This window comes from Pseudomonas marginalis (genome assembly GCF_024169655.1).
GTDB classification, from domain to species: Bacteria; Pseudomonadota; Gammaproteobacteria; order Pseudomonadales; family Pseudomonadaceae; genus Aquipseudomonas; species Aquipseudomonas paraveronii.
In genome coordinates this window covers 4,994,722-5,017,865 of record NZ_JALJWV010000001.1, presented here as the reverse complement: position 1 = coordinate 5,017,865, position 23,144 = coordinate 4,994,722, and the positions used below count along the sequence as shown (strand labels likewise).

Sequence of the window (23,144 nt, the reverse complement as noted above, 5' to 3'; positions counted from 1 at the left end):
ATGGCGACGTCATCTAAGGTGGACTGGCAAGGCAATCTTGCGTTGAGGAAACCATTTGATGCGCCCTTTTTTATTGCTCTTTCTGCTGTTCCCGGTGTTGGAGCTGTTCGTATTCGTAAAAGTCAGTGGTGCGATCGGGTTTTTCCCGGCGCTGCTGCTGATCATTCTCGGCTCGATGCTCGGCGTTCTGGTGCTGCGCGTCGCCGGTCTGGCCACGGCGTTGCGTGCCCGTGAAAGCCTGAATCGCGGTGAATTGCCGGCACAAACCATGCTCGAAGGCCTGATGATGGCCCTGGCCGGAGGCCTGTTGATCCTGCCAGGCTTTATCAGCGATGTGCTCGGCCTGGTCATGTTGCTGCCCTTCACCCGCAAGCTGCTGGCGGGCAAAATGCGCCAGCGTGCCGAAGAGGCTGCGATTCGCCAGCGCGCGTTCGCCGACGACCTGCAACCCCGTGGCGGCCCGGCTCCGCGCCAGCCGTTGGGACGCGAAGGTGATGTGATCGAAGGTGAGTTCGAGCATCGCGACAGTAAATAACTGCTTCACTGGCACGGCACCTTCGGGTGCCGTGTTGTTTTTATGGGCTGGCAGACGCAAAAAAATTCATCCCCGGCCCCTTGTAATATGCTTATGCGCCCTTATGTAACGGTCACCGCAAGGTTTCTGGTGGCAACACCAGACAGACTTCCGCGTTTCGCCCTGCGAACCGCGACCGGCACCGCCGGATTAAACCTGCCGGTACTGACACCGGCCGATGAAAAACACAATTAGGAGAGATCGACAATGAGCAAGCTTCGTCCTCTGCACGACCGCGTCGTTATCCGTCGCAGCGAAGAAGAAAAGAAAACCGCTGGCGGTATCGTTCTGCCAGGTTCGGCTGCTGAAAAAGCCAACCACGGTGTGATCGTCGCTGCAGGCCCAGGCAAGACTCTGGAAAACGGTGAAGTACGTGCGCTGGCCGTTAAAGTCGGTGACAAGGTTGTATTCGGTCCTTACTCCGGCAGCAACACTGTGAAAGTCGACGGCGAAGACCTGCTGGTCATGGCTGAGAACGAGATTCTCGCTGTACTGGAAGGCTGATTTCCCCGCCCATTTTCCCGTTACTACAAAGTATTTAAGGAATATCGATCATGGCTGCTAAAGAAGTTAAATTCGGCGATTCCGCCCGCAAGAAAATGCTCACCGGTGTCAACATCCTGGCTGACGCAGTAAAAGCGACCCTGGGCCCGAAAGGCCGTAACGTGATCATCGAGAAGAGCTTCGGCGCTCCGACCATCACCAAGGACGGCGTTTCCGTAGCCAAAGAAATCGAACTGGAAGACCGTTTCGAAAACATGGGCGCGCAGCTGGTCAAAGACGTTGCCTCCCGTGCCAACGATGACGCAGGCGACGGCACCACCACCGCTACCGTTCTGGCTCAGGCAATCGTCAACGAAGGCTACAAAGCCGTCGCTGCCGGCATGAACCCGATGGACCTCAAGCGCGGCATCGACAAGGCGACCATCGCCATCGTCGCTGAGCTGAAAAACCTGTCCAAGCCATGCGCTGACACCAAGGCTATCGCTCAGGTAGGCACCATCTCCGCCAACTCCGACAACTCCATCGGCGACATCATTGCCGAAGCCATGGAAAAAGTCGGTAAAGAAGGCGTGATTACCGTTGAAGAAGGCACTGGCCTGGAAAACGAACTGTCGGTTGTAGAAGGCATGCAGTTCGACCGTGGCTACCTGTCCCCGTACTTCGTCAACAAGCCGGAAACCATGGTTGCCGAGCTGGAAAACCCGCTGATCCTGCTGGTCGACAAAAAGATCTCCAACATCCGCGAAATGCTGCCGGTTCTGGAAGCTGTTGCCAAAGCCGGTCGCCCACTGCTGATCGTTTCCGAAGACGTTGAAGGCGAAGCCCTGGCGACTCTGGTTGTGAACAACATGCGTGGCATCGTCAAAGTTGCAGCCGTCAAGGCTCCAGGTTTCGGCGACCGTCGCAAGGCCATGCTGCAGGACATCGCCGTTCTGACCGGCGGTACCGTTATCTCCGAAGAGATCGGCCTGAGCCTGGAAAGCGCCACCCTGGAAAACCTGGGTAGCGCCAAGCGTGTGACCATCTCCAAGGAAAACACCATCGTCGTCGACGGTGCTGGCGTAGAGGTCGACATTCAGGCGCGCATCACTCAGATCCGTGCCCAGGTTGCCGAAACTTCCTCGGACTACGACCGTGAAAAACTGCAAGAGCGTCTGGCCAAGCTGTCCGGCGGCGTTGCAGTGATCAAGGTTGGCGCTGGTTCCGAAGTTGAAATGAAAGAGAAGAAAGCCCGCGTTGAAGACGCCCTGCACGCAACCCGTGCAGCCGTTGAAGAAGGCGTGGTACCTGGCGGTGGCGTTGCGCTGATCCGTGCTCTGGAAGCCCTGACCAACCTGACCGGCGACAATGCTGACCAGAACGTGGGTATCGCTGTACTGCGTCGTGCTGTTGAAGCACCGCTGCGTCAGATCGCTGCCAACTCCGGCGACGAGCCAAGCGTTGTGGTCAACGAAGTCAAGAACGGCAAAGGTAACTACGGTTACAACGCTGCGACCGGCGAGTACGGCGACATGATCGAAATGGGCATCCTGGACCCTACCAAGGTGACTCGTTCCGCGCTGCAAGCAGCTTCCTCCATCGGCGGTCTGATCCTGACCACCGAAGCGGCGATCGCTGATGCACCGAAGAAAGACGGCTCGGCTGGCGGCGGTATGCCAGACATGGGCGGCATGGGTGGCATGGGCGGCATGATGTAAGCCAGCCTTACCCGGCGCCTGAAAAACCCCGCCTGCAGCGATGCAGGCGGGGTTTTTTTATGCGGGCGTGTAAAGGGCGGGCGGTAACTGAAGCGGCTGGCCGGTCTACGTACTCAATGCGCGCACTTCAGACACCCTGACCTTCGAGGGTCGATAAAGTATCAGGCAGTACAGCCCCAGGCAGATCAGCCAACAGAAAATCGCCGTCCACACATTGTGGGAAAAGAAGTGTGCGCCCTGCAGCATGCGGCTCACGGAAAAGACGCCGCCCAGCGCCACGGCGAAGATGAACGCTTTGCGCGCTATCCGCGGCCGCCGATCCCGTAGCGCAAAGAACCAGGCGAACAGCGCGAACCCGGTTGCCGCATGACCGCCGGGCCAGCAGCGCCCAGGTTTATCGGTGGGCGGGCGGGGGCTCAGCAGTTCGCTGTAGGTTTCCTGGCCACCGAACTCCTTGAGGCTCCACGGGCATTGCACGGCGGTGACGGTTTTCAACGGCGAGACGAACGCCGTGGCCAGCCCCAGGGACAACACCAGGCAGCCCAGTTCGCGGCGGTAAGGCTTGAGCCGCTGGAGGATAAAGGTGCCGGCAAACCCCAGGATGGCCAGCACCGAGAACAGGATGACCAACTGTTTGGCGCGGTCATGCAGGATGTCTTCGAGGAAAAAACTGTAACGCCCGATGAAGCCGCCATCCGCTGCATTGTAGAACTGCTTGGCGAGGTCCATGTCCAGCGATGTCAGCTCCAGCAAGAGCATCAGGAGCGCAGCGCCGGCGGGTATGCCCAGGCACAGCCAGAAATTGAGAGGTTTGGAAACCGGTACAACAGGGGTGGATTGCATGGTGAACCCTGATAAAAAAGTCCCGTACTTGGCTGTACGGGACGTTTTAGTTAGCGCGTGCTCAATGCCGGGGCCTCTTCCTTAGGGGCCCTCCAGCTCAGCAGTTGTTGTTTGAAATCATAACTGGCGGCCTGGTAGTAGGTGATCGCCCGCTGGATCAGCGGGTCATCGTTGCCGACCCGCAGTTCCTGGCTCTCACCCAGCGCCTCGTTGTGGCGGCGCAGGCCCAGGCGCGGGCTGAGAATCGCCAGGTCTTTGCCGTCGAACAGCCCCAGGTGCTGGTAATTACCCACCACGACCCGAGGGGGCAATGGGTTGTCCTGCAACAGGTCGCGGCCAAAGAAGGTCGATTCATAGCTCAGGTTGATCAGGCCCAGCAGGGTTGGCGCCAGGTCGATCTGGCTGGCCAGTTGTGCCGATTCCCGTGCGTCGATCAGCTTCGGCGCATAGATGAACAGTGGAATCTGATAGTTGGTAATAGGCAGGTCTTCCTTGCCCGCACTGCCGGCGGTGTGGTCGGCGACGAAGACGAAGATGGTGTTATCGAACCAGGGCTTCTGACGTGCCGCTTCCAGGAATTGGCCGATGGCATGGTCGGTGTACTTCACCGCGCCGTCGCGGCCATTGCCGGATTTGATATCGATGCGCCCTTCCGGATAGGTGTAGGGGCGATGGTTGGACGTGGTCATCAGTTGCAGTAAAAACGGCTGCTGTTTGGCGTAGTCGGCATCGGCCAGCTTCAGGGTCTGTTTGTACAGATCCTCGTCAGCCATACCCCAGGCGTTCTTGAACGAGATTTCCGCCTCGGGCACGCTGCTCTGGTCCACGACGCGATAACCGTTGCCGCTGAAGAACGCGTTCATATTGTCGAAATAGCCACGCCCGCCATACACAAACACGCTGTCGTAACCGATGGCCGTGAGTTGTTGCCCGAGGCTGGCGAAGCCGCTTTCCCGGCCAATACGTTTGACGATAGAGCGTCCCGGCGTCGGTGGGATTGCCAGGGTGATTGCCTCCAGGCCGCGGTCGGTGCGGGTGCCGGTGGCGTAGAAGTTATTGAAGTACAGGCTTTGTTGACGCAAGGCGTCGAGATTCGGCGTGAGGTTGCGCCCGTCGCCATTGCTGCCCATGTATTTGGCGCTGAAACTTTCGATGGTCACCAACACGATATTGGGTTTGCGCAGCGTGCCCGGGTGGGTGATGGCGCGGCGGATATCCAACGGGTCCTGGCCGATAAAGCGCGCATTGGGCTCGCTGAGTTCGGCGCGCAACTGCTTGGCCACGACCTCGGTCGGCAGGCTCTTGTAGAACTGTGAGTAATCCAGCTCATTGTTACGGAAAGCGGCGAAAAACTGATACGGGCCATTGCTCGCCAGTTCGTTCTTGTAGGCGTTGCCACCTTGGGCGCGCGGGCTGTCCTGGCTGATCAGCTGCAGGCTCAGGCCCGCGACGACCAACAGTGCCAAGGCATTCAACAGGCGGTCGCGCGTGGGCGGCAGGGGGGCATTCATGGCGGCATTGAATGGCTTGCGCAGCGCCAGGCTCAACACGATGGCCAGCATCGCCAGCAAACTGAGCAACTTGCCGATGGGGTAGGATTCCAGCAAGTTGTTCAGTACTTCATTGGAGTACACCAGGTAGTCGACGGCGATAAAGTTGAAGCGCACGCCGAACTCATCCCAGAACAGCCATTCGGCCACCGAAGTGAACAACATCGCGAACAGGCTGACAGTGAGTACCGCCTGCAGGAACCAGCGATGGCCACGGCGGCGCCACAGTGCGGGCGGACATAGCAACAGGTACAGTCCCAGAGGAAGCGCGGCATAGGCCAGGAACCCGAGGTCATAAAGCAATCCCACGCCAAACACCGGCAGCAGATTGCCGCCGACTTCATCCAGGTGCGTAATGAGCAGTACGCCGCGGGTGAGCAGGAAAACAACCAACCAGGCACCGGTTACCAACAGCAGATAGCGCATAGGCGCTGTTTTGAGAAACCCCATGTCCAACTTCCTTAGATCGATGGGGGGCGATCTTCGGCCTGGCACTGTAGTCAGTTTGTGAAGCTATAGTGAAAAACTCGTTCAGTGCTCTAATCGGTTGAAATCGTTTATCTGCGCAGCGTTCAGCTCTATCCCTGAGCCCCACTAGGCCTTAAGCTGCGCGAGCCAACACACGGCTGGCACGAAAGTACGGAGACACTGCCCATGCGAATTTTATTGGTTGAAGACAACCGCGATATTCTGGCCAACCTGGCCGATTATCTGGGGCTCAAAGGCTACACCGTGGACTGCGCGCAGGACGGTTTGTCGGGCCTGCACCTGGCCGCCACCGAGCACTACGACCTGATCGTGCTCGACATCATGCTGCCGGGCATCGATGGCTACACCTTGTGCAAGCGCCTACGTGAAGACGCGCGCCGCGACACGCCGGTGATCATGCTCACCGCCCGCGATCAGTTGGATGACCGGCTGCAGGGCTTCAAGTCCGGTGCCGATGACTACTTGCTCAAGCCGTTTGCCCTGTCGGAACTGGCCGCGCGCATCGAAGCCGTGCTGCGCCGCGCCCAGGGTGGCGGACGCCGTGCCCTGCAGGTGGCCGACCTGCATTACGACCTCGATACCCTGGAAGTCACCCGCGAAGGGCGCCTGCTCAAGCTCAACCCGGTGGGCCTGAAGCTGCTGGCGGTGTTGATGCAGAAAAGTCCCCATGTACTGCGTCGGGAAATTCTCGAAGAAGCGCTATGGGGGGATGATTGTCCCGACAGTGACAGTCTGCGCAGTCACGTCCATCAGTTGCGCCAAGTGATCGATAAACCTTTCGCCAAGCCATTGCTGCAAACGGTACACGGTGTGGGTTACCGCCTGGCCGAGGGTCGTGATGGAGTTTAAGCAAAGCCTTGCCCAGCGGATCATCATCGCCTTTGCCTTGATGAGCGCGTTGGTGGCGGGCGCCTTCGCCATGGGGATCATCGCGACGGTGCATCTGGTGGAAGAGAAGCTGATTTCGGCCGGTTTGGGCGGCGACTTGCAGCGCCTGCTGCTGATGGACAGCGTCGAAGACTGGAGCCACCGACCCGAGCCGGATCAGTTGTTCTATTTCAGCGGCGGGCGCGGGGATTTCGAGCTGCCCAAGGACCTGCGGCACCTGGAACCCGGTTTCCATGAAGTGTTCCGCGAGGCGTTGTCGTACCACGCCATGGTCGAAGTGGTCGCCGGTCGGCGCTATGTGCTGCTGCAAGACCAGAGCGATTTCGAAGAGCGTGAGCGCGTGCTGTTCGCGGTGGTGCTGGTGGGCTTCGTGCTCAGCCTGGCGCTGGCGGTCTTCCTCGGTTGGGTGCTGGCCCGCAAGGTGATGGCACCGGTGGTGCGCCTGGCGCGCCAGGTGCGTCATCGCGACCAGTTGCTCGGCCTGGCGCCGCCCCTGGCGCCGGATTACGCTGCTGATGAAGTGGGCGAGCTGGCCGTGGCCTTCGACGCCACACTGGGCCGTTTGCGCCAGGCGCTGTCCCGCGAGCAGTTGTTTACCAGTGACGTGAGCCACGAATTACGCACGCCGTTGATGGTACTGGCCAGTTCCTGCGAGCTGCTGCTGGAAAACCCGGCCATCGACGAGCGCGGGCGCAACCAGGTGCTGCGCATCGCCAGGGCCTGCGAAGAAATGCGCGAACTGGTGCAGACCTTCCTGATGCTGGCGCGCGCCCAGCACAACGACGCCACCATGTCGCCTCGGGTAACCCTCACGCAGGTGGCGGACGATTTGCTTGGCCTCTGGCGCGAGCCGATCGAGCATAAAGGCCTGCAACTGATCTATCAGCCGGGCAACCCTCTGGATACACGCTACAACACCACCTTCCTGCATGCGGTGATGGGCAACTTGCTGCGTAATGCACTGCATTACACCGAGCAGGGCTTTATCCGGCTCACCCTGGAACCGAGTGGTTTTGTCGTGGAAGACTCCGGCGTCGGCATCCCCGAAGACAAGCGCGAAGCCATGTTCGAACCCTTCGTGCGCGGCAGCGAAAAGCGCGGTGAAGGCCTTGGCCTGGGGTTGTCGCTGGTGCAACGCATCTGCGAGAACCAGGGCTGGAGCGTCAGCTTGAGCACCATGGAGCCCAATGGTTGCCGCTTTCACGTCCAGTTGAGTCAGGTCAAACCCTGACCTTGCGTGCTACCGCTATGCTGGCGTAGATCAGTATAATTTGTCGGGAGTGGCCCGTTGCCACTACTTGTATCTGTAAAGTCTTGAAATGTATGGGAGTGGACAGGACAAGTTTTTCACAACGAGTTGACCTGTTGATCACAGTTCGCAACCTAAGGTTGTAGGCATCAGTAAACGGAGACGTAAGATGCCTACCCCGATCAAGCTCGAATTTTCCGATAAGTACGACGATCAGCATGCGCAGAATTATTTGCTCAAGCATCAGGATAATTTGGCTCGCCGGCTGTCCCACAAACGTGACGAGCAATTGGCACGCGGCGCGTTGGCCATGGCCGGTGAACCCGGCCTGGTCTTGGACTTGCCTTGTGGGGCTGGGCGTTTTTGGCCGCTGCTGGCTGAAAAGCCCAATCGGGTGATTATCGGCGCCGACAATTCGGAGTCGATGTTGAAGGTCGCGACGTTCTCCCAACCGGCGGATGTGGTGAAGCGGGTACGGCCCTTGCGGACATCGGCCTTTGATATCGACCTGCCAGATAACTCGGTCGACAGCATCTTCTGCATGCGCCTGATGCACCACATTGGTGATCCTGAGCACCGGCTGGCGATACTGCGGGAGTTTCATCGCGTTACCCGCGACAGCGTGATTATCTCGTTGTGGGTGGATGGCAACTTCAAGGCCTGGAAACGCAAGCGTGCCGAAGTAAAACGTCGTAAGGAAGGCGAGCAGGAAGGTTACCAAAACCGGTTTGTACTACCGGCGGCTACCGTCGAGGCAGAGTTTGAGCAAGCGGGTTTCCGTGTTCAGGAATCCCTGGATTTCATCCCGCTCTACGCCATGTGGCGGGTGTATGTATTGCGCAAGAGGTAACAGGATGGCAGTTGAGTGCGTAGCAGGCAGTCACGTAGCTCCCGAAGAGCGATTTGATTATTTCTGGCGCCAGCAGGGCGAGTGGGTCGAAGAGCCCAATCGTCGACGCGGCGGAGAGAGTGGTGTGCAGCGTGTGATAGGTCCCAACGGGCGCCTGCTCTACAGCAAGCGTCAGACCGGGCATATCTACCGCAGTTGGCTCCATCCGTTTGGGCGCCCGACCGTGTTGCGCGAACGGGATGCCATCAAGGGCCTGCGCTCGCTGAATGTGCGGGTGCCGGAGATGGTGTTCTGCGAGGCGCGTCGTGATCCGCAACACCAATGGAAGGCATTGTTGGTGACGGCTTCGCTGGACGGTTTCGACGAAATCGAAAATTGGTACGCCGCCGGTGGCCGTGAACAGTACGGTGAGGCGGTCCATGAGCGCCTGCTCAAGGAACTCGCGGCGACGTTGGCGCGCATGCACAAGGGTCGCTGGCAACATGGTTGCCTGTACATCAAGCATATCTTTGTGCGAGTCACGGGTGAGCCCGACTCGGCCAGCGTGGAAGTCGCGCTGCTGGACTTTGAGAAGTGCCGCCAACGTCTCACCGCTTATCGGGCGGCCTCCCACGACATGCTGCAACTGCGCCGCCACTCGTCGTGGAGCGATGGCGACTGGGCAAAACTCAGCTACTTTTACGAGACGGCGTTTGGCAGCGCTATCAAGGGTTTAACCAAATGAAGCTAGAAATAGCTCGAGGTCTGTTTCTGTCTGGGGCGTTGGGCGTTGCTGCCCTGGCCCTGGTTGCATGGGAACAACCTCGGACACAGGTCCTCAGTGCGGTGCAAAGCGGCGGGCAATGCCTGCTGCCGCGCATTGCCAAGGCGAGTGCGACGGTCAAGCCCGATCATGACCTGCTGTTGTTCATGTTCGGGATGTCACGAGGGGTGGGGCCACAAAGTTGAAACGATCGAAACCACCCGAAAAGGGCCTTGTGAAACGAGGCCCTTTTTTTTCGCCTGCGATCTGGCTGTCAGGCGCAGCGCGGGATTAGCCCGAGCGGCTGACCGTCAGATCAGGTGCAGATGGTTATCCCAAAGCCCTGCCGGCAATTCCAACGGTTTTGCGATCAGTTGTTCCTGGCGACAGTCATAGAATCGGCACCGCCCTTGGCCGGATGTCACGACAAACCCGTCTGCTACCGCACCCACACCCGCGCAGTCCGGCAAAGGCCCGTCCAGGCGCAATTTGCCGCTGTCCATGTCCCAGATAAAGAAGCGGTTGCCGCGCGGCGCGGTCAACGCCACCAGGCGCAATTCACTGTGTACCGCGACGCTGGCGGTGTAATGCCCCATGGCCTGCAGTTGCTCATCGGCCACCGGAAATGCCACGAATGGCTGCCCTGGGCGCTTGATTGCGAGCAACTCGGAACGCTCCTGGGACGGCCCCATGAACTGCTGCCCGGTGAGGATGGTGCCATCGCTGGCGATGCCCATATGGCGCACGCTGTTCATCGGCTGGCCGAGGGTTTCCTTGCTGATCAGGCTGCCGTCGCGTTGCATCAGCACCAGGCTCGGCTCCATGGCGTTGAGGTTCATTTCCACGCGGCTTTCGGCTTCGGTGCGGATGCCGCCGTTGGCCACCACCAGGGTTTCGCCGTCGGGCATCCACGACACCTGATGCGGGCCAATGCCATGGGTGGAAATCTCGCCGCTGTGCACCAGCCGCTCGCCTTCGAAGCGGTACACCCCGAGCAGGCCACGGCCCGGGTCGGAGGTGTCGTTTTCGGTGGCGTACAGCCAGTCGCCACTGTTGTGAATCACCGCGTGGCCATAGAAGTGGCGGCCAGCATTCGAGGTGATGGTTTGCAGCAGCGCGCCATCACGCAGGTCGATCAGGTAACTCTCGGTGCCCGGGCGACGGGCGACAAACAGCGCGATCGGCAGCGTCGGGTGGTTGATGATGTCGTGGCAGCGCTGACCGACCTGGGTGGCGAACACCCGCTGGCCGTCCAGGCGATAGCCGACGGCATAGTGCTTGCCGTCTGCATCATCGCGCGCCGACAGCAGCAGCGGGCCCTTGTCGTTGTGCTTGAACAACGTCCAGCCGCCCAACGTGAGTGCGCCGAGCAGCGCGCTGCCAATGGCCAAAGCCTGTCGCCTGAGCATCATCAGTCACCGTCGTTGGCGTTAAAGCCCAGTTGGATGCCCAGCGCCTTGGCCAACTCGCCTTCGTGCAGGCGGTGGACGACGTTGAGGCTGTCGTAGAGATCGTTGAGCTGTTGGCGCCCGGCGTCGTCACCCAACAGTTCGTTGAGGGTGCGCTGGTTGCTGGCGAACAGTTTCAGGGACGCGGCGTAGGCGGCGTCGATCTTCTCGGTCAGCGCCTTTTGATCGGACGGCAACAAACCCCGCAGGCCTTTGTTGTCGACGCCGACCCATACCGTCTGGGCCGCAGCGAGGCTGGCTTCCAGGCTTTGCAGGGACGACTGGCTGCGCCACGCATCGGCCTGGAACGGCTGCGGGACGCCCTTGGTCTGGCGACCCATCGGCGTGCCGAGCTTTTTCTTCAGGGTGTCCAGTGCGGTCACTTGCACGCGCAGCAGGTCGGCGATGGCTTCGTGGGAATCAGCGTAACGCTGGTTGGGAAACTTGCTCATCTGCGCGAGCATGCCGTCGGTGCTGTTCCAACTGGCGAGGATCTCTTCGGCCAGGGCTTTCTGGCGCTCGCCGATGGCCATCAGCAGCGGGCAGTACCGGGCTTTCTGCGCGGCGTCGGCGATGTCGGTCTTGGCGTCGTAGAGGATGTATTCATAGGCCGACAGGCCCTGCACCACCACGCTGGACTTGGCCACGGCAGCCGCATCGATCTGCGGCTGGGCGGTGACCAGTTGCTCGACCTGGCGACCCACGAGGTTTTTCTTGTCGGGCCAGAACTGCACCTGCCACGAACGGTTGCCTTCGGCCAACGGGCCGATCAGCAGCGGTTGCAGTTCGGCCCAGGCTTTTTGGGCGTGAAGGAAGTCGGCACGTGCGGTGTCCAGGCTTTCCTTGCCTTGGCAGTACGCCAGGGCGCTGACGGCCAATTGGCGGTCGGCTTCCACCCAGCGGCTGTAGGTCGGCAAGATCACTTGCTTGGCGATGGCTGCCGAGGTCACCGCTTGTGGGTCTTGCGGTGAGCAGGCGCCGAGGGCGAGGGCGGCCAGGCTGGTGAACAACAACTTGGGACGGAACATGTCGAGCTCCCTTCGGTAAGTGGGTCGAAGCTTATAGAGAATTCAGGAACGCCAGCAGCGCAGCGCGCTGTTCGGCATTGAAGGACAACACATGCTGCTGCGCCGCGTGTGCTTCACCGCCATGCCACAGCACGGCTTCCAGCAGGTTGCGGGCGCGGCCGTCATGCAAGAACTGGGTGTGGCCACTGACGGTTTGCGTCAGGCCGATGCCCCACAACGGCGGCGTGCGCCAGTCGCGGCCACTGGCCTTGAATTCGCTGCGGTGATCGGCCAGGCCGTCGCCCATGTCATGCAGCAGCAGATCGCTGTAGGGGCGGATCACCTGGTTGGCCAGTTCAGGTTCGGCGGCGTTGGCAGCCGTGGTGAACGACGGCGTGTGACAGCCCTGGCAACCGGCCTGGTAGAACAGGTTTTTCCCGGCCAGCACCTGGGGCGCGTTGACGTCGCGACGCACGGGCACCGCCAGGTTGCGGGTATAGAACAGCACCAGGCGCAGGATGTTATCGCTGACTTCCGGCTCGCCATCGGGGCCGTTGCCGTTGGGCGCCTGCTTGCAGGCGACCTGGACGTCGGTGCAGTCATCGACGGGCCTCAGCGACGTGGTGAGGCCCATATCACCGGAAAAGGCGTGAACGTTTTGTTGATTGAGGTTGGGTTGCCCGGCTTTCCAGCCGAAACGCCCGAGCACGGTTTTCTGCCGGGCATCATCCCAGACCCAATTCGCGCGGCCGACAATGGCTTCCTTGTCGGCGGTCTTCGGGTCGGTGTTGCGCAGGATGTCCGCGTCGGCAATCGCTTCAAGCAGGCCCAGGCCGATCATCGGCGGGGCGATGCGCGCGGAGAAACGTGTGTCCGGATGCATCGGGCCGTAGCCGAGTTGGGTGATCTGCAGGTTGGGCTTGCGCAGTTCGACGACGCTGCCGTCCTTGAACGTGACGTTGACCGGCGTGTAGTCGACCCGCACCTTGCCCTCTGGCGTTACGCCGGGTATGGCCATGTCCTGCAATTGCCCACCGTAGACCGGCTCGGGCACCACGCCGAGGTGCTCGATGAGCTTGGCATACGGCGGCGCATCCGGGATCGACAGGCGCACCAGCATCGACACCGCGTTCTGCGCGTCGGCCAGCGGCGGGTGGCCACGGCCGTCCTTGATATGGCAGTTCTGGCAGGCATTGGTGTTGAACAGCGGCCCCAGCCCATCGCGTGCGGTGGTGGTGGACGGCGCGATCACCCAGGGGCTGCGGAAGAAACTATTTCCGACGCTGAAATCCAGGCGGCGGGTCGGCGACAGGTTGGCCGAGGGCAGGGAAAAGGCATTCTGGTCGCGCTTGTTCACCGTCGTTGCACCGCCGGCCCGCGCTTCTCCCGGATCAGCCTGGGTAAACCGGGGGGCGTCATCGCAGGCAACCAGGCTCATGGCCATCAGTCCTGCAGACAGGCGAAGAAGCGAACGGAACATCGAGTTTCCTGAAAAAAGGCGAAAAACAAGGCCGCAAAGTCTAACAGGGCGGGGCGGTTTGAATAAGAGCAATTATCGTTTGATGGCATGCCGATTCATTCCCGCTAGAATGACCGCACATTTTTCTCTGGAGGTGGCCAATGCAGGCTCTCGACGCTTTGCTCAACCGTGTTTCCGTGCCGCGCCTGCTGGAACCGGCACCGACCCAGGAGCAGCGTGATGTGCTGTTCGCCGCGGCCATGCGTGCGCCCGATCACGGCCAGTTGCGTCCTTGGCGGTTCCTCACCGTGGAAGGCGCGGCCCGTGAGCAGTTGGGCACGTTGCTGGTCGAAGCCGCCCGTGTGCAAGACCCCGACGCCCCGCAGGCCGCCCTCGACAAGGCCCAGAACGGCCCGATGCGCGCGCCGTTGGTGGTGGTGGTGATTGCTCGCCTGCAGGAACATTTCAAGGTGCCGAAATCCGAGCAGTTGCTGGCGGCGGCGTGTGCGGCCCATGGCATCCTGCTGGCGGCCTATGCCCAGGGGATTGGTGCGGTGTGGCGCACCGGGGATTTGTCCTACTCGGCCCATGTGGCCAAGGGGCTGGGACTGAAAGAGGGCGAGGAAGTCATTGGCTTCTTGTACCTGGGCACGCCGCAGAACCCGCCGCGTACTGCGCCGAAAGAGGATGTGGCGGCATTTGTCACGGCCTGGACCGGCCTGTAGGAGCGAGCTTGCTCGCGGACACCGCGTTCATCCAGGATGCACGCGTGATCGTTGACGTTCTTCGCGAGCAAGCTCGCTCCTACAGTGTTGTTTACACCCTGAACTGATCCATCAGTTTCATCTGCTGGCTGGCCAGTGCATTGAGTTGGCTGCTGATGGCCGCTGACTCCGTGGCCTGGCCGGTGAGGGTCTCGGTCACGGTGCGGATCGCCGACACGTTGCGGTTGACCTCTTCGGCCACGGCACTCTGTTGTTCGGCGGCGCTGGCGATCTGCAGGTTCATGTCGCTGATCACCGTCACCGCGTCGCTGATCTTGCCCAGCGCCTGAACGGCCTGATGGATCTGCCCGGCGTTGCTCTGGGCCTGCTGCTGGCTGGAATGCATGGTCGCCACCACGCCACGGGTGCCGCTCTGGATGCGTTCGATCACCTGGCGAATTTCCTCCACCGAATCCTGGGTGCGTTTGGCCAGGTTGCGCACTTCGTCGGCCACCACCGCAAACCCGCGGCCGCTTTCCCCGGCGCGTGCCGCTTCGATGGCGGCGTTGAGCGCCAGCAGGTTGGTCTGCTCGGCAATGCTGCGGATCACTTCCAGCACTGAGCCGATCTGTTCGCTGTTGACGGCCAGCGCTTCGACTTCGCCCACGGCCTTGCTGACTTCATTGGCGAGCGTGGTGATATCTCGAGTGCTCTGCTCGATGATCGACATGCCTTCACGTGCCGACTGATCGGCCCCGCGCGCCGCGCTGGCGGCGTTGGAGGCGCTGTTGGCGACGTCATGGGCGGTGGCGCTCATTTCGTTGGACGCCGTGGCTACCTGGTCGATCTCGCGAAACTGCACCTGCATGCCTTCGCTGGTCTGGCGCGCAATGGCCGAAGACTGATCGGCCGTGCCACGGGCCTCGGTGATGCTTTGCTTGATCTGCGCGATGGTCGGTTGCAACTTGTCGAGGAAACGGTTGAACCAGATCACCAGCTCGCCCAGCTCATCTTTCTTGGCATAGGCCAGGCGCTGGGTGAGGTCGCCGTCGCCGCTGGCGATGTCCTTGAGCATGGCGGCCACGCTGTTGATCGGCCGGGTCACGCCGGTGGCGGTCAGCCAGATCAGCAGCAGGCCGAGCAATGCGGCGACGGCCGCCACCAGCAAGGCCTTTAGCGTGCCGTTGGCGTGGGCCTTGTCGAGTACGGCTTGCAGCTTGACGTTATCGGCCAGCAAAACGGCCTTGGACAACTTGATCACCACGCCCCAGGACTTGGCGTCGGCAAGCGGTTTGACCGGGTACACCGCGCGGATGGTGTCGTCCTGTTCGTGAATCGTGCGGTTGTCGCTGGCCAGCAGTTGCACGATGTCTTTGCCTTCGGCACCCAGGGTGTCGATCAGGTTCTTGCCGACCTTGGCCGGTTCGCCACTGTAGGCGGCGATCAAGCCGGTGCTGGAGATAATTCCCAGCTGCGCCGTACCGTTGAACAGGTCTTTCTGCGCGGCATCGGTGGTCGCTTGCAAGGCACCGAGGGCAATGTCGACGCCGATGACGCCGATGACTTTACCGTCCACCAGCAGCGGCAGGGCGATGGTGGTCATCAGCACAAGCTTGCCGGCCACCGTGTCTTCATACGGGTCCAGCAGGCAAGTGCGGCGGGTGTCGCGTGGGCAGGTGTACCAGATGTTGTAGGGCGTGCCGTTGAGGTTAGGGGTGGTCTTGTTCAGGTCCTCTTCGACCAGCATCGTGTTCAAACCTTCGCCGCCGGCGCGGCTCCAGTAGCTGGAGAAACGGCCTTTGTCGTTGGAGGCATGCGCCTTGTCGTCGATAAACTCGCTGTCCTTGCCCTCCAGCCCGTTGGGCTCGAACGCCAGCCAGATCCCCAGCACCTTGCTGTTGCGTTCGAACGCGGTTTTCAGGCTCTGGTTGAGTTCTTCGCGCAGCGCGCCGGGTTCGAGGGAGCGCTTGGCGCCCAGGTTGCGCAGGTCTTTGACCTGATCGGCGAGAGCAGTCAGCGCCACCAGGCTGTCGCCGAAGGTTCTCTGCAGTTGCACCGCCTGTTCGGCGGCCTTGGCTTGCAGCAGTTGTTCGACACTGGCGGTGAGCATTCGTGAGCTTGAGTCGCTGACCAACGCGTCGTTCTGCGCGGTGTTGTAAATATTGATGCCGACCACCAGCCCAATCACTCCCAGCAGGCAGAGGCCAGACAGCAGCACGATTTTCAAGCGGATGGAGAGGGTATCGAACATAGCTTCACTCACGAATGGGCTTGTTGGTATGCGAGCCGGGCCAAGTCCATTCGGCGCCTTATCCGGAACATCGGCGCAGCCAGGGGTTTCATGAGAGGGAGGCGATGAACGGTAGGAAAACGCCTACATTCCGCGTTATACGGGGCGTGCGAGCCGTTCCGGACGGGACCAGATCCACAGGTTGCCCAGGCTCATTCCGGCGATGGCCAGGTAGATCGGCCAGCCGTGATCGAGCATCACCAGCATCAGGCCGGCGCAGAGCAGCATGCTGGCGGTGGCGCTGATTTTGGCGCGGCGCGCGATGATCTTGCCGTTGCGCCAGTTGAACAGGATCGGCCCGAACAGGCGGTGGTTTTCCAGCCAGGCGCTGAGGCGCGGCGAGCTTTTAGTGGCAGCCCAGGCGGCCAGCAGGATGAATTCGGTGGTGGGCAAACCCGGCACGACAATCGCCACCAACCCGATGCCCAGGCTGACATAGGCCAGCAGGCCGAAAAGGAGCTGGGCGATTTTCGAGGTGGATTGGGGTTTGCCGGTCATGGGTGCGTGCAACGTAGGGATAACAAAAAATCGGCTTGGAATGAGATCTAATTGTGGGAGGGAGAAAGCCCCTCCCACCGATCGCATTTCAATCGAGTATCAGGCCAGTTCAGGGGCTGTAGCGTAAGCCTGTTCGAGCAACACCGTGAAGCGCATAAACGCATTGATCGCGCCTTTTTCCACATCGGCCTCTTCTTCGGCGCTCAATTCCAGGCTGTCAAGGGTGCGGGTGAAGCGCTTCCAGCCTTCGGCACGACCGCCGGCCGGCTCGCCGAGGTGGCGGGCGCCGAAGGTTTCGCTCAGGCCCAGGCCCACGGCACGCTTGATCAGGAACGCGGCGCCCAGCTTGGAGCCTTCGGAGACGAACAACCAGCCCAGGGCTTCGGCTTTGCTTGGGTTCTGCACGGCGCCGGGGACGGGGGCCGGGACGTCGGTGTCCAGGTCGGCCAGGTCCAGCCTGGCGGCGTCGGCGCGGCAGCGTTCGGCCAGGTCGGGAACGATCTTGATCAGGTCGGCATCGTTGTACAGCGCCACCAGTTCCGACTGGAACAGGTACTGCGCCACCACGAAACGCGCGAAGTTGGGCTGGGTTTCAAACGGCGCGTGCGCCTTGACCAGCGCGTCGAGCCGGGTGTGCGGCGCGGTGGTGATCTGGTTCAGGCGCTGGGAGCGCAGGCTTGGGCGTTCTGCGGAAGGAGAAGCGGTCATGAAAAAGTCCTTGAGAAGGGGAGCGCCGTGATGCCCTGGGGCGTGGCTGGGCGGTTAGTAACTAGACGAACAAGAAGACGCGGCACAGTAAAAAATCCTCACCTCACCGATGATTAATTCCGACGAGGCGAGGCGGGTTGATCAGATGTCCCAGACCACATTGATCGCGAAGTTGCGACCGGGCTGGGTCAGGCGGTCAAGGTTGGCCGGGCCAGTGACACCGGCTTCGCCGACGCTGTCGTAGCTGCGCACGTCATCCCAGTTCCAGTACTTCTTGTCGGTGAGGTTGTAGAGCCCGCCGTTGAGCGTCACGTCCTGGGTGACTTTGTAGAAGGCGGTCAGGTCGATCACACCGAAGCCAGGGGTCTTGAACGGGCCGTCGGTGCTGCCGTCGGGAGCGTGGAAGCTGCTGCTGTCGACGCGATCCTGTTTTTTCACCAGCGTCCAGCTCAACAGGCCACCGTAGTTGTCCTGTTCGTAACCCAGGCCGAATACGCCTTTGAGTGGGTTGACGCTGTTCAGTGGCTCGCCGCTGTCGTCGTTGCGCCCGTAGGCGTAGGCAATCGACCCCTGGGTATACAGGCCCTGAGGCGCCCCGAAGGCGTCGAGGTTCAAGCGGCCCTTGGCTTCCGCGCCCTTGATGGTTGCGCGCTTGATATTGACGGCCTGGAACTGTTCGACGGTGCCGCCGACGACCGCGTTGTCTTCGTCGATAAAGTCGCGGTACTTGGTGTAAAACACCGCGATGTCGAAGGAGCCCGCGTCGAACTTGCCGCGAATCCCGGTTTCAATGCCTTTGCTGGTTTCCGGCTTGAGGTCGGGATTGGGCTCGACGGTGTAGCCCAGGTTCAGGTTTTCAAAGCGTCCGTACAGCGCCTTGGCCGAGGGCGTGCGGAAGCCTTCGGCGTATTGGCCAAACACGGTGTAGTGATCGGTCAGGGCGTAAGTCAGGCCGAACTTGGGGGTGACACGGTGCCAGGTTTTTTCCTTGTCGCTCACCGGGTATTGGCCGGTCGGGTTGACGTTGCTGAGGAATTCCTGGGTCAGCTTGGGTTTGAGCCGGGTGTAGTCATAACGCACGCCGGGCAGGAAGGTCCATTTGTCCCACGCGATCTGATCCTGGGCAAACAGCGAATAGGTGTTGATGGTTGGGTCCGGGAAGTCGCTGGTCTTCGTCACGCTGTCGCTGGCCGTTGGGCTGGGCGCGCCAATGGCTGTGCAACCGGCACCGACGGCGAGGCAAGTGGCCGCGCCCTCGCGGGAGCCAGTGACTTTCTGCTGCTTGAGCGTGGTGCCGTAGGTCACTTGGTGATCGGTGTCGCCGAGGCTGAAAGCCTTGTCCAACTGGGCATCGAATATCCACTGCTTTTCTTCGTAAAGTGTGTCGCGGGTGCGCAATACCCGACGGCCCGCCTGGTAGATTTCTGCGGTGGTCTGGTCGGTCTTGGCGATCTGGTAATTGAGGCTGGTCTTGATGCGATCAGCCATGGGCGAGTCGAGGGCGAAGGTATTTTCCAGGCCGAAACGTTCGCGGGTGATGGTGTCGTTGCCCCGTCGGTCACGGTAGAGATTGAAGCCTTGGCCGCCGACGAACGGGCCTCCCACCGCATTCTTCAGGTTGACGTCGCGATCGTCCTTGTACTTCTCGTAAGTCAGGCCCAGACGGTTGTCATCGCCATAATTCCAGCCCAGCTTGGCCAGCACGTTGGTGGTGCGCGCCTCCTCGGGGTTGGCGCCAGTGCGGGCCAGGCCGGTGGCGTTGTTGCCGTCGTAGGCTTCGGTTTCATGGCCATTGCGTTGGCTCAGGTGCAGCAAACCGTCGACGTCCTGCACGCGGCCGGCGACGGTGGCGGAGGTCAGCCAGCTCTCGTCGGCGGAGCTGTAGCCGGTCTTGAGGCGGGCGCCGACGTCCTGGCCGGGCTTGATGATGTCGTCCGGGTCGAGGGTGAAATAGCTCACCGCGCCGCCGATGGCGCTGCTGCCGTACAGGGCTGACGCCGGGCCGCGCAGGATTTCCACACGCTTGACGATTTCCGGGTCGACGTAGTTGCGACGGGTCTTGGCATAGGGACCGTTGAAGAAGTTGTCCGGCACTTCCACGCCATCGACCTGGGTGAGGATGCGGTCGCCGTCGATACCGCGAATGTTGTAGCCCGCGTTGCCGGCGCGGGTGCCGGCGCCACCGACCGAGACGCCGGGTTCGTAGCGCACCAACTCGCGGATGTTGTTGACGTTCTGGCGGTCCAGCGCTTCACGCTCATGCACGCTGACGGTGTTCGGTACGCTGTTGACGTCCTGCTCGTTACGGGTGGCGCTGATGGTCAACTGTTGCAGGTTGAGGACGCTGCCGGCAGCGCGCTTTTCCAGGGCGATGCTGCTGTTGCCGAGTTTGCGGTAGCTCAGGTTGGTCCCCATCAACAGGCGCTCCAGGGCTTTTTCCGGCGACAGCGCACCGCGCACGCCAGGCGACGACACACCCTGGCCCAGCTCCGCCGGCAGGCCGACTTGCCAGCCGGTCACGGCGGTGAAGGCATTGAGTGCCGCAACCAGCGGCTGCTGTTCGATGCTGAAACTGTAGTTGCCCTGGCTGCGGGCGGTGGGTTCGGCGGCGGCGACCATCACCGGCGCACCGGCCAGCAGGATGGCGGCGGTCAGCAAGGACAGCACGGGCGAAGAAGACCGGCGATTGAAACGAGAGGACATCGAAAGCGCTCCGGAGATACGAATCTTATAGTTGCGAACCGATTCAAATGGGAATCAGTTGCATTGGCTAAGACGAGACGTACCGCCGAGCGTTATCGAGTAAAAATAATTCTCATTTAGTTCAGGATCACCAGTGCCGGGTATTCAGAGAGCTTGGCCGAGGTGATGTGGGCCAGGGAGCGCACCACGTCCAACGGCTGGTCGAGGCGGTAGTTGCCGGTGACGGCGACGCTGGCGAGTTGCTCGTTGGTGTTGACGATCCAGCCTGGGTAATAGCGGCGCAATTCGGCGAGCACTTCGCTCATCGGGCAGTTTTCGAAAATCAGCCGGCCCTGGACCCAGGCCAGGTCTTTGTTGGCATCGAGTCTGGCGGGTTGGCCGAAACCCTTGGGGCCGATGCGGATGCTTTGCCCGGCGCTCAGGCGCACGCGGGCATCGTCGAAGGTGTTGCTCAGGTCGACATCGCCGCGCTGCACCTGCACCTGGGCTTCGCCATTGAGGTAACGCACGGCGAACGCGGTGTCGCGCACGCTGGCGCGCACGGGGCCGGCGTCGACTTCAAGGGGCAGGCCGCGGTTGGGCGTCACCTCGAAAAACGCTTCGCCTTGGTAGAGGCGGGCGATGCGCTGGTGGTCTTTGATGCTGCTGGAGAACGCCGAATCGGTGTTCAGCAAGACGTTCGAGCCCTCGTCCAATTGCAGGCGCTGGCGTTCACCCACCACGGTGAGGTGGTCGGCTTGCAGGCGTACCGGTAGGTTGCTGAAGCTGAACAGCCCGAGCATCAATACGGCGGCGGTGGCCAGTGGTTTCCAATGCGGCTTGATGCGGCGCCAGGCGTTGGGCTTGCGCGGTGCCGCCAGGGCGACGGCGGCGCTGTGGACGGGCGCGCCAGCCCAGGCCGCCTGGGCTTTGCCGAAGGCCTGGGCGCGCGCCGGATCGCCGGCCAGCCAGGCTTCGAACGCGGCCTGCTGCCCGGGTTGCGGGCACTGCAAGGCGATCAGCCAGTCGAGGGCCTGGTCCATCGCCGGGTCTTGCAACACCTCATGAGCCAGCGCATGGGGGCGCAGTTTATTCGGGTCCGTCACGGTGTGCCTCGGGTCTTCGCCGCGTTCTATTTATCTTTCCTACAGCCTGGATCGACATTTCTGTCGGATGAAGCTTAAGGCTGATCCAGCCGTTCGGCCACACCTACACAGATGGCCATGATCAATTTCAGTTCCTTTTGCACCGTGCTCAAGGACACTTCCAACTGATCGGCAATCTCCTGGTAGCTGCAACCGTGCAGGCGGCTGAGGATGAAGATCTGCTGCTGGCGTGCGCTCAACTGGCCGAGGCTGATGCTCAGGTGCTCAAGCAGTTGCTCGGCCTGGGTCGCGTCTTCGGGCGTGCTGATGGGGGCGGCGACGCTTTGCAGGACGTCCAGCGGGACATCTTCCTGCAGTGTGCGCGCCTGTATCCTGCGCGAACGCAAGTGATCCAGCGCGAGGTTGCGCGCGGTCTGGTAGACGAAGGGTTCGAGGTGATCGATCGGCCGCTCGCCCAGGGCCCGGGTCACGCGCAGGTAGGTTTCCTGCAACAGGTCCTCGGCGGTGCTGTGGTTGTTCACCATCCGCTGCAAGGTGCGTAGCAGAATCACCCGTTGGGTGAGAAAGACTTGGTTGAAGCGAGATTGGCTCACAGTGATACCGGACCGATTTGCAGTTAATGATAATGCGTATCATCAACAAAAATGGCAAGTGACTGTTTCTCTGGGCCTCGACCGATCAAATGTGGGAGGGAGCTTGCTCCCGATTACGGAATGTCAGTCAACACATGCATGACTGATACACCGCCATCGGGAGCAAGTCGAATCGTCGGACCGCCCCTCCCGCAAAAGATTACTCGGCGCTGCAGAGCGCCAGGCAGTTATCCAGCATGCGGTTGGAGAAGCCCCACTCATTGTCGTACCAGGCCAGTACTTTCAGCAGTTTGCCGCTGGACTTGGTGTGGTTGGCGTCGAAGATCGACGACAGCGGGTTGTGGTTGAAGTCACTGGAAACCAGCGGCAGGGTGTTGTAGCCGAGGATTTTCGAGTGCTGGCTGGCTTCCTTGAGCAGCGCGTTGACTTCCTCGGCCGTGGCGTCTTTTTTCAACTGCACGGTGAGGTCCACCAGCGATACGTTGATCACCGGCACCCGCACGGCCATGCCGGTCAGCTTGCCCGCCAGTTCCGGCAGCACCAGGCCGACCGCTTCGGCGGCGCCGGTCTTGCTCGGGATCATGTTCTGGGTGGCCGAGCGCGCGCGGTAGGGGTCGGTGTGGTAGACGTCGGTCAGGTTCTGGTCGTTGGTGTAGGCATGGATGGTGGTCATCAGGCCGCTTTCGATGCCCAGCTCGCGGTGCAGCACTTGGGCCACCGGCGCCAGGCAGTTGGTGGTGCAGGAGGCGTTGGAGATGATCTGGTGGGATTGACGCAAAATGTCATGGTTTACCCCGTAGACCACGGTGGCATCCGCGCCTTTGGCCGGGGCGGAGATGATCACCTTGCGCGCGCCGGCGCTAATATGGGCGGCAGCCTTGGCACGGTCGGTGAACAGGCCGGTGCATTCGAACACCACGTCGATATTGTGCGCAGCCCAGGGCAGGTCGGCCGGGTTGCGAATGGCACTGACGGCGATCCGGTCACCATTGACGGTCAGGCTTTCCTGATCGTGGGCGACCTCTGCATCGAAAGTACCGTGGACGGTGTCATATTTGAGCAGGTGGGCATTGATCGAACTGTCGCCCAGGTCATTGATGGCGACGATCTGCAAATCCTGGCGATAGCCTTGGGTATACAGTGCGCGCAAGACATTGCGGCCGATACGGCCAAAACCATTGATTGCGATTCGAAGAGTCATTGGAAGCTGCCTGTCGTCGATTTGTTGTAAGAATTACAAGATTATTCGCATAAAAATAGAAA

The 23,144-nt window shown here is 61.2% G+C and carries 21 protein-coding genes; 9 read left to right on the top strand and 12 right to left on the bottom strand.

The features are described 5' to 3' along the window. Positions 1–58 precede the first annotated feature (58 nt). The 3 genes from J2Y83_RS23055 to groL all read left to right on the top strand — a co-directional run bounded on the left by J2Y83_RS23055 (position 59) and on the right by groL (position 2,775). A complete protein-coding gene (locus tag J2Y83_RS23055; protein ID WP_017846113.1) occupies positions 59–535 on the top strand; it encodes an FxsA family protein in 477 nt (158 codons plus the stop codon). A gap of 246 nt (positions 536–781) precedes the next feature. Beyond that, entirely contained in the window at positions 782–1,078 is a 297-nt protein-coding gene (locus J2Y83_RS23050) for a co-chaperone GroES (protein WP_017846112.1), read from the top strand. A gap of 50 nt (positions 1,079–1,128) precedes the next feature. Further along, complete coding sequence (gene groL, locus J2Y83_RS23045; RefSeq protein ID WP_253398564.1) at positions 1,129–2,775, top strand: chaperonin GroEL; 1,647 nt, start codon at positions 1,129–1,131, stop codon at positions 2,773–2,775. A 105-nt stretch (positions 2,776–2,880) separates the two neighbouring features. Here groL and J2Y83_RS23040 read toward each other — a convergent pair whose 3' ends face one another. After that, positions 2,881–3,618 (bottom strand): phosphatase PAP2 family protein, encoded by a 738-nt coding sequence (locus J2Y83_RS23040; RefSeq protein ID WP_253398562.1) that lies wholly within the window; start codon positions 3,616–3,618, stop codon positions 2,881–2,883. 50 nt (positions 3,619–3,668) lie between these two features. After that, positions 3,669–5,618: an LTA synthase family protein gene (locus J2Y83_RS23035; RefSeq protein ID WP_253398559.1), complete on the bottom strand. Its 1,950-nt coding sequence runs from the start codon at positions 5,616–5,618 to the stop codon at positions 3,669–3,671. A gap of 204 nt (positions 5,619–5,822) precedes the next feature. Between J2Y83_RS23035 and colR the strand changes: the two genes are divergently transcribed. The 5 genes from colR to J2Y83_RS23010 all read left to right on the top strand — a co-directional run bounded on the left by colR (position 5,823) and on the right by J2Y83_RS23010 (position 9,592). Next, positions 5,823–6,506 carry a two-component system response regulator ColR gene (colR, locus tag J2Y83_RS23030; RefSeq protein ID WP_016975511.1) on the top strand — a complete coding sequence of 228 codons (684 nt, stop codon included), beginning with the start codon at positions 5,823–5,825 and terminating at the stop codon, positions 6,504–6,506. Continuing rightward, entirely contained in the window at positions 6,496–7,776 is a 1,281-nt protein-coding gene (locus tag J2Y83_RS23025) for a sensor histidine kinase (RefSeq protein ID WP_253398557.1), read from the top strand. The genes colR and J2Y83_RS23025 overlap by 11 nt, the downstream gene beginning before the upstream one ends. Before the next feature lie 187 nt (positions 7,777–7,963). After that, entirely contained in the window at positions 7,964–8,644 is a 681-nt protein-coding gene (locus J2Y83_RS23020) for a class I SAM-dependent methyltransferase (protein WP_247399742.1), read from the top strand. 4 nt (positions 8,645–8,648) lie between these two features. Then, complete coding sequence (locus tag J2Y83_RS23015; protein ID WP_253398555.1) at positions 8,649–9,368, top strand: lipopolysaccharide kinase InaA family protein; 720 nt, start codon at positions 8,649–8,651, stop codon at positions 9,366–9,368. Next, entirely contained in the window at positions 9,365–9,592 is a 228-nt protein-coding gene (locus J2Y83_RS23010; protein ID WP_247399746.1) for a hypothetical protein, read from the top strand. The genes J2Y83_RS23015 and J2Y83_RS23010 overlap by 4 nt, the downstream gene beginning before the upstream one ends. Positions 9,593–9,697: 105 nt before the next feature. On the opposite strand, the gene J2Y83_RS23005 is transcribed toward J2Y83_RS23010, so the two are convergent. Genes J2Y83_RS23005 through J2Y83_RS22995 form a run of 3 tightly spaced genes read right to left on the bottom strand, consistent with a single transcriptional unit; the run spans position 9,698 to position 13,321 of the window. Continuing rightward, on the bottom strand, positions 9,698–10,795 hold the full coding sequence (locus J2Y83_RS23005) for a DUF1513 domain-containing protein (protein WP_253400437.1): 1,098 nt from the start codon (positions 10,793–10,795) through the stop codon (positions 9,698–9,700). Between the two features lie 2 nt (positions 10,796–10,797). Further along, positions 10,798–11,862, bottom strand: a complete 1,065-nt coding sequence (locus tag J2Y83_RS23000; RefSeq protein ID WP_253398553.1) for an imelysin family protein — start codon at positions 11,860–11,862, stop codon at positions 10,798–10,800. A gap of 31 nt (positions 11,863–11,893) precedes the next feature. Continuing rightward, positions 11,894–13,321, bottom strand: a complete 1,428-nt coding sequence (locus J2Y83_RS22995; protein ID WP_253398551.1) for a di-heme oxidoreductase family protein — start codon at positions 13,319–13,321, stop codon at positions 11,894–11,896. 140 nt (positions 13,322–13,461) lie between these two features. Between J2Y83_RS22995 and J2Y83_RS22990 the strand changes: the two genes are divergently transcribed. Further along, on the top strand, positions 13,462–14,025 hold the full coding sequence (locus J2Y83_RS22990; RefSeq protein WP_253398549.1) for an NAD(P)H nitroreductase: 564 nt from the start codon (positions 13,462–13,464) through the stop codon (positions 14,023–14,025). Between the two features lie 91 nt (positions 14,026–14,116). Here the strand turns inward: J2Y83_RS22990 and J2Y83_RS22985 are convergent, their stop codons facing one another. The 7 genes from J2Y83_RS22985 to gap all read right to left on the bottom strand — a co-directional run bounded on the left by J2Y83_RS22985 (position 14,117) and on the right by gap (position 23,082). Next, positions 14,117–16,255 carry a methyl-accepting chemotaxis protein gene (locus tag J2Y83_RS22985; RefSeq protein WP_253398547.1) on the bottom strand — a complete coding sequence of 713 codons (2,139 nt, stop codon included), beginning with the start codon at positions 16,253–16,255 and terminating at the stop codon, positions 14,117–14,119. A 135-nt stretch (positions 16,256–16,390) separates the two neighbouring features. Beyond that, the gene (locus tag J2Y83_RS22980; protein ID WP_253398545.1) at positions 16,391–16,792 is read right to left on the bottom strand and encodes a YbaN family protein; all 402 of its coding nucleotides are present in this window, start codon (positions 16,790–16,792) and stop codon (positions 16,391–16,393) included. A gap of 99 nt (positions 16,793–16,891) precedes the next feature. Continuing rightward, positions 16,892–17,500 carry a biliverdin-producing heme oxygenase gene (locus J2Y83_RS22975; protein WP_253398543.1) on the bottom strand — a complete coding sequence of 203 codons (609 nt, stop codon included), beginning with the start codon at positions 17,498–17,500 and terminating at the stop codon, positions 16,892–16,894. Positions 17,501–17,641: 141 nt separating this feature from the next. Continuing rightward, positions 17,642–20,203: a TonB-dependent receptor gene (locus tag J2Y83_RS22970; protein ID WP_253398541.1), complete on the bottom strand. Its 2,562-nt coding sequence runs from the start codon at positions 20,201–20,203 to the stop codon at positions 17,642–17,644. Positions 20,204–20,319: 116 nt separating this feature from the next. Next, the gene (locus J2Y83_RS22965) at positions 20,320–21,288 is read right to left on the bottom strand and encodes a FecR family protein (RefSeq protein WP_253398539.1); all 969 of its coding nucleotides are present in this window, start codon (positions 21,286–21,288) and stop codon (positions 20,320–20,322) included. 74 nt (positions 21,289–21,362) lie between these two features. Beyond that, positions 21,363–21,881 (bottom strand): RNA polymerase sigma factor, encoded by a 519-nt coding sequence (locus J2Y83_RS22960; protein ID WP_253398536.1) that lies wholly within the window; start codon positions 21,879–21,881, stop codon positions 21,363–21,365. Positions 21,882–22,080: 199 nt separating this feature from the next. Beyond that, positions 22,081–23,082, bottom strand: coding sequence for a type I glyceraldehyde-3-phosphate dehydrogenase (gap, locus tag J2Y83_RS22955; RefSeq protein ID WP_253398534.1), 1,002 nt, complete (start codon positions 23,080–23,082; stop codon positions 22,081–22,083). Between the last annotated feature and the right edge of the window lie 62 nt (positions 23,083–23,144).

Coding starts and splice junctions, on each gene's coding strand:
- J2Y83_RS23055 (WP_017846113.1), top strand. CDS start 59: ATGCGCCCTTTTTTATTGCTCTTTCTGCTGTTCCCGGTGTTGGAGCTG.
- J2Y83_RS23050 (WP_017846112.1), top strand. CDS start 782: ATGAGCAAGCTTCGTCCTCTGCACGACCGCGTCGTTATCCGTCGCAGC.
- groL (WP_253398564.1), top strand. CDS start 1,129: ATGGCTGCTAAAGAAGTTAAATTCGGCGATTCCGCCCGCAAGAAAATG.
- J2Y83_RS23040 (WP_253398562.1), bottom strand. CDS start 3,618: ATGCAATCCACCCCTGTTGTACCGGTTTCCAAACCTCTCAATTTCTGG.
- J2Y83_RS23035 (WP_253398559.1), bottom strand. CDS start 5,618: ATGGGGTTTCTCAAAACAGCGCCTATGCGCTATCTGCTGTTGGTAACC.
- colR (WP_016975511.1), top strand. CDS start 5,823: ATGCGAATTTTATTGGTTGAAGACAACCGCGATATTCTGGCCAACCTG.
- J2Y83_RS23025 (WP_253398557.1), top strand. CDS start 6,496: ATGGAGTTTAAGCAAAGCCTTGCCCAGCGGATCATCATCGCCTTTGCC.
- J2Y83_RS23020 (WP_247399742.1), top strand. CDS start 7,964: ATGCCTACCCCGATCAAGCTCGAATTTTCCGATAAGTACGACGATCAG.
- J2Y83_RS23015 (WP_253398555.1), top strand. CDS start 8,649: ATGGCAGTTGAGTGCGTAGCAGGCAGTCACGTAGCTCCCGAAGAGCGA.
- J2Y83_RS23010 (WP_247399746.1), top strand. CDS start 9,365: ATGAAGCTAGAAATAGCTCGAGGTCTGTTTCTGTCTGGGGCGTTGGGC.
- J2Y83_RS23005 (WP_253400437.1), bottom strand. CDS start 10,795: ATGCTCAGGCGACAGGCTTTGGCCATTGGCAGCGCGCTGCTCGGCGCA.
- J2Y83_RS23000 (WP_253398553.1), bottom strand. CDS start 11,862: ATGTTCCGTCCCAAGTTGTTGTTCACCAGCCTGGCCGCCCTCGCCCTC.
- J2Y83_RS22995 (WP_253398551.1), bottom strand. CDS start 13,321: ATGTTCCGTTCGCTTCTTCGCCTGTCTGCAGGACTGATGGCCATGAGC.
- J2Y83_RS22990 (WP_253398549.1), top strand. CDS start 13,462: ATGCAGGCTCTCGACGCTTTGCTCAACCGTGTTTCCGTGCCGCGCCTG.
- J2Y83_RS22985 (WP_253398547.1), bottom strand. CDS start 16,255: ATGTTCGATACCCTCTCCATCCGCTTGAAAATCGTGCTGCTGTCTGGC.
- J2Y83_RS22980 (WP_253398545.1), bottom strand. CDS start 16,792: ATGACCGGCAAACCCCAATCCACCTCGAAAATCGCCCAGCTCCTTTTC.
- J2Y83_RS22975 (WP_253398543.1), bottom strand. CDS start 17,500: ATGACCGCTTCTCCTTCCGCAGAACGCCCAAGCCTGCGCTCCCAGCGC.
- J2Y83_RS22970 (WP_253398541.1), bottom strand. CDS start 20,203: ATGTCCTCTCGTTTCAATCGCCGGTCTTCTTCGCCCGTGCTGTCCTTG.
- gap (WP_253398534.1), bottom strand. CDS start 23,082: ATGACTCTTCGAATCGCAATCAATGGTTTTGGCCGTATCGGCCGCAAT.